Raw genomic sequence first — 8608 nt, forward strand, 5'->3', positions numbered from 1 at the left:
GCAGCTCAAGAAGAGCGGCTGGCGCCCCGACGCCATCCTGGCCCACCCGGGCTGGGGCGAGACCCTGTACGCCAAAGACGTCTTCCCCGACGCCCGCTTGGTGCACTACTGCGAGTGGTACTACAACGCCCCGCCGCTGGACGGGCTCGACCATGTCGATCGCGCGAACTGGCCCTACGCCGACATCGGCTTCGACCCCGAGTTCCCCGTCGAGTTCGATGACCTGGCCCGCATCCGCAGCTGGAACGCGCTGCATCTGCTGAACCTGAACAACTGCGATGTGGGCATCTGCCCCACGCACTGGCAGAAGGCCCAGCACCCCCAGGCCTACCTCAACAAGATCGTCGTTGCGCACGAGGGCATCGACACAGAGAACTTGGGCCCCGACCCCACCGCTGTCTTCAAGACGCCCAGTGGCGAGGTGCTCAAGGCCAACGACCCCAACAAGCCCGTCATCACCTATGTGGCGCGGAACCTGGAGCCGTACCGGGGGTTTCACACCCTCATGCGGGCGCTGCCGGCGGTGCAGAGGGAGCACAAGAACGCTCACGTGCTCATCGTCGGCGGCGACGACGTCAGCTACGGCTCACGGCCCAAGGACGCGAAGTCATGGAAGGCCAAGATGCTGGCGGAGGTGGGCAGCCAGCTCGATCCGACGCGCACGCACTTCTTGGGCAAGGTGCCGTATGCCGACTACAAGCGCGTGCTGCAGGTGAGCAGTACGCATGTGTATCTGACTTACCCGTTCGTGCTCAGTTGGAGTTGTCTGGAGGCCATGGCCTTAGGCTGCCATCTGGTGGCAGGGAATGTGGCACCTGTGCGGGAGATGGTGACGGCGGGTGATGGCAGTGTGCTTGTGAAGCCGCTCATCGCTCCCGAACTGGCCCACGCCATCGAAGGCGTGGCCCAGCGAAAGAGGACCTCGAGCTTCATCGGCTCGTCCCCGCGCGGCTCGGGCTACCGGCCGGCAGATGGGCACCCGCCGCCAGCGCATACCCCAAGAACTTGAGGTGCTCGGCAAGGCCTTGTCGCATCGGCGTCGCGGTGAGGCCATAGGCCCGAGCAATCTTGGAGCTGTCGACGCGGTAGTCCTGCTCGAACTGGTAGGACATCTCGAGCAGGCCGCGCACGGTGCCGTCAAACAGTCCCACCATCCGGAGCAGGAGCTTCGGAAGCACGGTGTGCCGGGCATCCTTCCCCAGGAGCGCTCCGATCAACGCGACCAGCTGCGCGCCCGTCAAGGCATTCGGGTCGGTCGGCATGTGCCAGATGGCGTCGAAGGCGTCGGCCTGCTGGCCGAGCGCCGCGACCGCACGTCCGGCGTCCGGGATGTAGGTCAAGGAATGGACCCTGTCGTCGCGGAGCAGCAGCTGCGCCTTCTGGCCCTTCACAAGCTTCTTGGCCATGGCCTTGACCTGATCGAAGGGGCGGTAGTCGCCGTAGAAGTCCGCGCTCCTCGCGATCAAGCCGCGGATGGCTCCCTTCTCGACCGCCTCCATCAGGACGCGGGCAGCGCGCGCACGGGCGAGGCCCTTCTGCGTCGTGGGATTGTCCGGGGTGTCCTCGGTCATGACGCCCTGCACCGGGCCGTACATGTAGACGTTGTCGAAGTAGACGAGCCGCGCGCCGACACGTCGCGCCGCCTCGACCGCATGGGAGACCGCCCGCGGAAACCCTTCGAGCCAAACCTTCGCGTCGTAGGGCAGGCCGAGGATCAGGTAGATCACGTCCGAACCCTCGACGGCCTTCGTCAGTCCATCCAGATCCAAGACGTCGGCGCTCGCGGTCGCGACCGCCCCCTCGATCAGTCGGGGATGCCGCTGGACGATGCGCACCTCGCACCCTGCCGCTGCGAGATGGCGCACCGCCACCGCGCCGATCGTCCCGTTCCCGCCGACGACACTGTGGACACCCATGAGATAACCCTCCATGTTTACATCGTCCACTTTGACATCCCAAGTTCACGATGTCAACATGAAGGCATGACGCAGGCCCGCGACGCCTACCACCACGGAGATCTCCGCAACGCCCTCGTGGCCTCGGCGGTGCGGCTCATCGAAGCGAGCGGGCTATCAGGGTCAGGTCTTGCCTTTTGCCCCCTCCCCAGCTAATCTGACCTCATGGCCCGCCCCCTCCGCATTGAGTTCCCCGGCGCCGTCTACCACCTGACCTCCCGCGGCGACCGGCGCGAGGCGATCTTTGTGGACGACGAGGATCGGCAGTTGTTTCTGGACGTGCTGGCCCAGGGCTGCCGTCGCATGGACGCCTGCGTGCTGGCTTACTGCCTGATGGGCAATCACTACCACTTGGTGCTGCACACGCGGGCGGGGCAGTTGTCGCGCTTCATGCGGCACCTGAACGGCGTTTACACCCAGGCCTTCAACCGCCGGCATGGCGTGGTAGGGCATTTATTTCAAGGGCGCTTTAAGGCGGTCTTGGTGGACACCGATGCCTACCTGATGGCCCTGTGCCGTTATGTGGAACTGAACCCGGTGCGGGCGCGCGTGGTGGCGGATGTGGCCGACTGGCCCTGGAGCAGTTACGGCGCCCACACGGCGCGGGTGGCGCCGCCGCCTTGGCTGGATGTGGGGCAGTTGCAGGCATTCATGCTGCAGCGGGAGCCGCGAACGGTGGACGACCGGTTGGAGGCGATGGAGCGCTACGCGCAGGCGGTGGCCGAGGGGCTGGGAGAGCCCTTGTGGCGCGACCATTTGCGGCAGCAGGTGTACCTGGGTGACGAGGGCTTCGTGAAGCGCATGCAGGCCATTGCCGAGGGCGTGGCGGGGCCGGCCGCGCCGGCGTTGCGCACGGTGGAGGTGCCACGCGCGCAGCGGGCCAGCCCCTTGACCTTGGACGATTGGCTGGCGCGCTGCCCCAGCCGAGAGGAAGCCTTGATGCGGGCGCACGGCGAATCGGGCTTGACGATGAGCGCGATGGCGCAGGCGCTGGGCCTGTCGGTGAGCCGGGTGAGCCGCTTGATCAAACGGGCCGAGGGGATGGCGCCCAGTGCGTTTGCGGGTCAGCGCGCGCCGAGGTAAGCACGGCGCTGGGTGAGCAAGAAGGGCCGGTCGATGCGGCTGGCGAGTTCGTCGAGGTCGCGCGGCGTGACGCCCGCTGCAGCGAAGTGTGGGCGCCAGCCGTCCACGACCTCGCACACCTGGTGAACTTGGGCTTGCGCTTGGGCCGCGTTGAGCCCGAACTGGCGGGCTTCCGAGAGGGCGTTGTCCAGCGTGGAGTCGCCCGCTTGCGTGCCCACCCGCATTTGTTGGTAGCCCAAGGCCTGGGCGGTGGGCAGCACATCAAAGGCGGGGGAGAGTTCGTGGCTGCCGTCGGGGCGCACCAGCAGCACGTGGTTCTTCTCGTGGTCGTCGGTGTTGTCGATCAGGATGTTGAACACCATGCGGCGGAACAACTCCTGCATGTGCTGGGCGGCGGTGTTGTGCTGCAGGGGGCCACGCCGACGCAGCAGTTGGGCCAGTTCGGGGTAGCCCAAGCCCACGCCCGCGGCTTTGAGGGCCACGTTGGCCGAGAGGGCGTGCACGCGCGTGGGGCCGGCGCGATCAAAGCGTTTCACGGCCAGGGCGTGGCCTCGGGCCAAGGGCAGGGGGCGGGTGGTGGCCACGCGGATGTCTGCCCGTGCGGCCAGGGTCATGCTGGCGTGTTCGATGAGCGGCGTGTCCAGCGGCTCGCCGAGTTCGTTGAACTTGAGCACCCAGGGCTCGCCTTCGATGTTGAGCAGGGCCTTGGGGCGGGCGCCGCCCAGGGTGACGCCGGGCGCGATGAGCCGGCGCAGCGGCTCGGCCACGGGGTCGCCGGCCAGCACTTGGTGCACCAGCCGTTCGATGGCGGGCACGTCCCCCAATTGGGGCAAGGGGCCGAAGCCGCGCGGCAGGTAGTGCTGCGCGGAGGTGGACACGCCCAATGCGCCAAAGCGCTCGTCGCCCGCGAAGTACAGGTAGTCGAGCACGGCCAAGCGTGGCGGCTTGTCGATGAAGCGGATGACGCGCTCGCCCCAGCGGTCGGGCCGGGCGTCGTCCACGGCGCCGGCGGCCGTCTCGCGCTCCAAGGGCTGAAATTCTTGGTCGATCAGCGGCAGGTCTTCGCTGAGTGCAAAGCCCCGCTGCAGCCACGTGGGGGCGTAGCGCAGCGACACGCCGGCCTTGGCGCGCACCTGATGCAGGGCGCCCACGACCACCGGCGCTTCGGGCTGGCTCAAGCACCACAGGTGCAAGGTGTCGCCGGGCGTGTAGGGCAGGCCGTCGGTAGGTGGGGCGGCGGGCGTCACGGCTGGCGTCATGGCTGGCTTTGGGGGGCGCGAACCCGCTGGCGCGATGCGGCGCGCACCTCAGCTTCTAGGGCACCGAGGTCGTGTTGAGGGGCGGCCAGGTCGGCCAGGCCTTGCGACCGGCCCATCAGCCAAAGGGCCGACGCGTAGGCGGCCATGGAGACGCTGGGGTCGCCGGCTTCGAGGCGGGTGAGGGTGGGCTCGGAGACGCCCATGCGCTGCGCCCAGGCCCGACGGCTTTCTCGCCGGCGTTGGCGTGCCAGGGCCAAGTGCTGGCCCAACTGAGCCAGCTGCGCTTGCACGGCAGAGGGCAGCTGTTCGATGGCGAGCGAGCGCTTTGACATAACGCTTATGTTAGCAAAGACATTACTTTGAGTGCATCAATGTTCTATTGCAAGCCTGACATGGGGCTCAGGCAGGGCGCGCCGGTTCAGTGCGAGGCGACGTCGGGCCGCGTGGCCAGGTACACGCCCACCAAGGCCGCCACCAACGCCACGCCGTGTTGCAGGGTGGCGGCTTCACCCAGCCAGCCGATGCCCACCGCCGCAACGGCCAGGAGCAGCGTGAGGGTGAACACCCCCGCCTGCTGGGAGGGCACGCCGCGCAGGCCGCACATCCACAGCCACACGGCTTACCTGCTTGCCGCGAGCGAATAGAAGGCCAGCATCAGCCAATCGCTGGCGGCCTGGGCCTGGACTGCGGCCACTGTCAAATGTCCAGCGGGGCGACCAGGGCCAGGCCCTCCAGGTTGATGAGCGCGCTGGTGCGCTTGGGGCCGAGCTGGGTGGACAAGCGCTTTCCCACCGTGCTTGTTCGGGTCGGACTGCGCGTCGCGGAGCAGGTAGTCGGCGGTGAGGGCTTTGAGCACGGGATGACACCGAAGCGTGGGGCGCCCGTAGCGACCAAAAAAAGGGCCTGACCGAAGCCAAGCCCTTGTTTTTCAGCGATCTGGAGTGGTGGAGAGGAGGAGGATCGAACTCCCGACCTTCGCATTGCGAACGCGACGCTCTCCCAGCTGAGCTACCCCCCCACCGAAAGAGGCGCGCACTCTAACACGAACGTCACGTTGGGGAGGCGTCCGCTGGAGCGGCCACGGGGCAGGGTGGCGTCCATTGCTGCGGGGGCCGGGGGAGGGAAATCCTGCCCCGTGGTTGCGGTTCATTGGGTGGAGGCGGGCCCCCACAATCCGACGCCTGGGCGCCGAGCGGGCGAAAAGGAGTGGCGATGGGCGGCAGGGGTTGGCGGGCTTGGGTGCGTGGGGCGCTGTTGAGCGCTTGTGTGGTGGCGACGGGGTCGCCGGTGGCGGCCGAGGAGGACGGACCGCCCGTTGCGCTCAAGCTGCCCCGGGACGTGAGCATCCATGGCGATCGCCGGGTCGACGACTACTTCTGGCTGCGCGAACGCGACAACCCGGCCGTGATGTGGCATTTGCGCGCGGAGGCGGCGTACACGGAGCGCTGGTATGCCGCACGGTCCGGTTTGGTGCAAACCTTGCTGACCGAGATGACCGCCCGTGTGCCGGCTGCTGAGCGAAGCGAGCCGGTGCGGCAGGCCGGCTGGTGGATCGGCACGCGGATCGAACCGGGGCAGCAGTACCCCGCTTACGTGCGGCAGCGGGCGGCGGCCGACGGCCGTTGGTCGGCCGAGGCTCCGGTGCAAACCATGTTGGACTTGAATGAGCTGGCCCGCGGCCGCGCGTACTTGGCCGTGCCCGAGCCCCGAATGAGCCCCGATGGGCGCTTGTTGCAGTACGGCATCGATGACAGCGGCGCACGCGACCACACGCTGCGGGTGCGCGACTTGAGCACGGGCCGCGACTGGCCTTGGCAGGTGTCAGGAGGCGACGGCCAAGCTGCATGGGCGGCCGACAGCCGCACGCTGTTTTACGTGACCACCGACGCGGCCAAGCGCAGCCACCGGCTGTGGCGCCAAACTTGGGGCGCGCAGCCCAGCCGCCCGGTTTTGGTGTTTGAAGAGCGCGACCCTTTGTTCAACCTGGTGTTGCAGGGCACCGACGATGGCCGCTACTTGATGCTGACGAGTGCAGCCAAAGATCGCAACGAGGTGCGGGTGCTGCGCAGCGACCGTCCCACGGGGCCTTGGCAGCGCCTGCTGCCACGCCAAGCTGGCCGCGAATTGCGCGTGGAGCACCATCAGGGCCAGTGGTTGCTGCTGGCCAACGACCGCGGTCCGCAATTCCGCCTGCTGCGTTGGCCGGTGCAGCGCCCGCTGCGGCAATGGGCCGATCTCGGCCGGGCCCAGGAATGGGTGGCCCACCGGGACGACACCCTGCTGGAGGGGCTGACGGTGTTGCAGACGCACGTGGCCGTGCAGGTGCGCTCTGGCGGCTTGGTGGGCCAACGCCTTTTGCCCGTCACAGGCGGGCCAGCCGTGGAGGTGGACTTTGGACAGACCGGCAATTTCACGGCCATGGCCTTGGTGCCGGGCGATGGCACGAAGCTCGGGCTGAACCGCGACCCCGCTTTGCCCTGGCTGCGTGTGCAGTTGCAGTCGCAGACCCAGCCCCCGGCGGTGGTGGATGTGGACTTGGCGACGGCCCGCCCCACGATTCGGCGCGTGCGCGAGGTGCCCGGCTACGACGCCAGCCGCTACGCGACCGAGCGCTTGTGGGCCACGGCGGCCGATGGCACGCGCATCCCCGTGTCCCTGGTCTATGCCAAGGCGCCGCGTCTGGGCGGTCCGCAGCCCTTGTTGCTCAAGGGGTATGGCGCCTATGGGCTGCCCTCCGATCCGCGTTTTTCCAGCGTCGAGCTGAGCCTGTTGGACCGCGGCGTGATCGTCGCGATCGCCCATGTTCGCGGCGGCGGCGACCTGGGGCGACCGTGGTACCACGCGGGCAAGTTGGACCGCAAGATGAACAGCTTCACGGACTTCGTGGCGGTTGCGGAGCACTTGGTGGCCCAGGGCTACACCCGCCCAGAGCAACTGGCAGCCACCGGGGGCAGCGCGGGGGGCTTGTTGATGGGGGCGGTGGTGAACCTGCGGCGAGATTTGTTCCGGGCCGTGGTGGCCGAGGTGGCGTTCCTGGACGTGATCAACACCATGCTGGACGAAACCTTGCCACTGACCACCGAGGAGTTCATCGAGTGGGGCAACCCCAAAAAGCCGCAGGAGTACGCGTGGATGCGGGCCTACAGCCCGTACGACAACCTGCAGCCGGGCGCCTACCCGGCCATGTTGCTGACCACGGGTCTCAACGACAGCCAGGTGCCCTACTGGGAACCGGCCAAGTACGTGGCCAAGCTGCGCACGCTCAAGACCGACACGCGCCTCTTGCTGTTCGACATCGACCTGCAGGTGGGCCACGGCGGGGCCTCGGGGCGTTTCGACCAACTCAAGGGCGAGGCGCGCACCGCCGCTTTCTTGTTGACCGAACTGGGCGTTGCGGGCGCGCCCTGATCAGGCGGGCAGGGCGACGGCGTCGAGCAACTCGGCTTCGAGTTGCAGCTGCACACGAGCCTGGGCGAGGCTGGCGCCCTTCACCAGGAAGCTGTCTTCGACACGCTCGCCCAGGGTCAAGATCTTGGCGAGTTGCAGGTCGATGTGGTGCTGGGCCAGCACGCGGGCGATGGCGTACAGCAAACCCGCGCGGTCGCTGGCACTCACGGTCAACACCCACGCTTGACCGCGCTCGTCTGGCCGCAGGCTCACCCGCGGTGTGGTGGGGAACGACTTCACGCGGCGGCTCAGCCTCGCCCGCCGTGGTTCGGGCAGGGGGCCGGTGTGCTGCAGGGCTTGGGCGAGGCGTTGCTCGACCAGAGGCACCAAGTCGCGGTGGTGGGTGTCGGGGTCGTTGCCCAGCACCTGGAAGGTGTCCAGCGCGTAGCCGTCGCGCGTGGTGTGCACCTTGGCGTCAAGGATGTTGAAGCCGGCGCCATCAAAGTAGCCGCAGATGCGGGCAAACAGGTCCGGTCCATCGGGTGCGTAAACCAGCACTTGCAGGCCTTCGCCCACAGGGCTGGGGCGGGCAAAGACGACCGGCGTGCTGGAGCCCAGGTGCCGCCACAGGCTGCGCGCGTGCCAGGCGAGCTCGGCGGCGTCGTGGCGGGCGAAGTAGCTGACGTTGAGCGTGGCCCACAGGGGGGCTTCGGTGTCGGGCAGGGCGCTGTGCAGGGCCAAGAGTTGCCGGGCTTCGGACTGGCGGTGGTCGATCTCCGCGTCGCGGCTCATCGGGGTGCCGCCCAGGTGGCGAAGGGTCAGGCGGTACAGGTCTTCCAGCAGCTTGCCCTTCCAGGCGTTCCAGACCTTGGGGCTGGTGCCGCGGATGTCGGCCACCGTCAGCAGGTAAAGGGCCGTCAAGCG

At 68.1% G+C, this 8608-nt stretch carries 7 protein-coding genes, 1 tRNA gene and 1 pseudogene; 3 read left to right on the forward strand and 6 right to left on the reverse strand.

Annotated features, from left to right (window positions below; all coding sequences use genetic code 11):
• Positions 1 to 1009 (forward strand): glycosyltransferase (locus O9335_RS05540; protein WP_298384772.1); only part of this gene is annotated, 1009 nt, incomplete at its 5' end.
• Here O9335_RS05540 and O9335_RS05545 read toward each other — a convergent pair.
• The gene (locus O9335_RS05545) at positions 930 to 1931 is read right to left on the reverse strand and encodes an NAD-dependent epimerase/dehydratase family protein (protein WP_298384775.1); all 1002 of its coding nucleotides are present in this window, start codon (positions 1929 to 1931) and stop codon (positions 930 to 932) included. The genes O9335_RS05540 and O9335_RS05545 overlap by 80 nt on opposite strands.
• A 189-nt stretch (positions 1932 to 2120) precedes the next feature.
• Here O9335_RS05545 and O9335_RS05550 point away from each other — a divergent pair, with 189 nt between their 5' ends.
• Positions 2121 to 3038: a transposase gene (locus tag O9335_RS05550; protein WP_298384778.1), complete on the forward strand. Its 918-nt coding sequence runs from the start codon at positions 2121 to 2123 to the stop codon at positions 3036 to 3038.
• Here O9335_RS05550 and O9335_RS05555 read toward each other — a convergent pair.
• The 4 genes from O9335_RS05555 to O9335_RS05570 form a co-directional block, all read right to left on the reverse strand.
• The gene (locus tag O9335_RS05555; RefSeq protein WP_298384781.1) at positions 3020 to 4297 is read right to left on the reverse strand and encodes a type II toxin-antitoxin system HipA family toxin; all 1278 of its coding nucleotides are present in this window, start codon (positions 4295 to 4297) and stop codon (positions 3020 to 3022) included. The genes O9335_RS05550 and O9335_RS05555 overlap by 19 nt on opposite strands.
• A complete protein-coding gene (locus O9335_RS05560) occupies positions 4294 to 4629 on the reverse strand; it encodes a helix-turn-helix domain-containing protein (RefSeq protein ID WP_298384784.1) in 336 nt (111 codons plus the stop codon). Before O9335_RS05560 ends, O9335_RS05555 begins: the two co-directional genes overlap by 4 nt.
• 86 nt (positions 4630 to 4715) lie before the next feature.
• Positions 4716 to 4913, reverse strand: coding sequence for an EamA family transporter (locus O9335_RS05565; RefSeq protein ID WP_298384787.1), 198 nt, complete (start codon positions 4911 to 4913; stop codon positions 4716 to 4718).
• 326 nt (positions 4914 to 5239) lie between these two features.
• Positions 5240 to 5315: transfer RNA gene (locus O9335_RS05570), tRNA-Ala, on the reverse strand.
• Between the two features lie 194 nt (positions 5316 to 5509).
• Between O9335_RS05570 and O9335_RS05575 the strand changes: the two genes are divergently transcribed.
• Positions 5510 to 7705, forward strand: coding sequence for a S9 family peptidase (locus O9335_RS05575; RefSeq protein WP_298384789.1), 2196 nt, complete (start codon positions 5510 to 5512; stop codon positions 7703 to 7705).
• Here the strand turns inward: O9335_RS05575 and O9335_RS05580 are convergent.
• Positions 7706 to 8608: pseudogene (locus tag O9335_RS05580) on the reverse strand (bifunctional uridylyltransferase/uridylyl-removing protein); the annotation flags it as partial.

The organism is Inhella sp. (assembly GCF_027532025.1).
GTDB lineage: Bacteria > Pseudomonadota > Gammaproteobacteria > Burkholderiales > Burkholderiaceae_C > Inhella.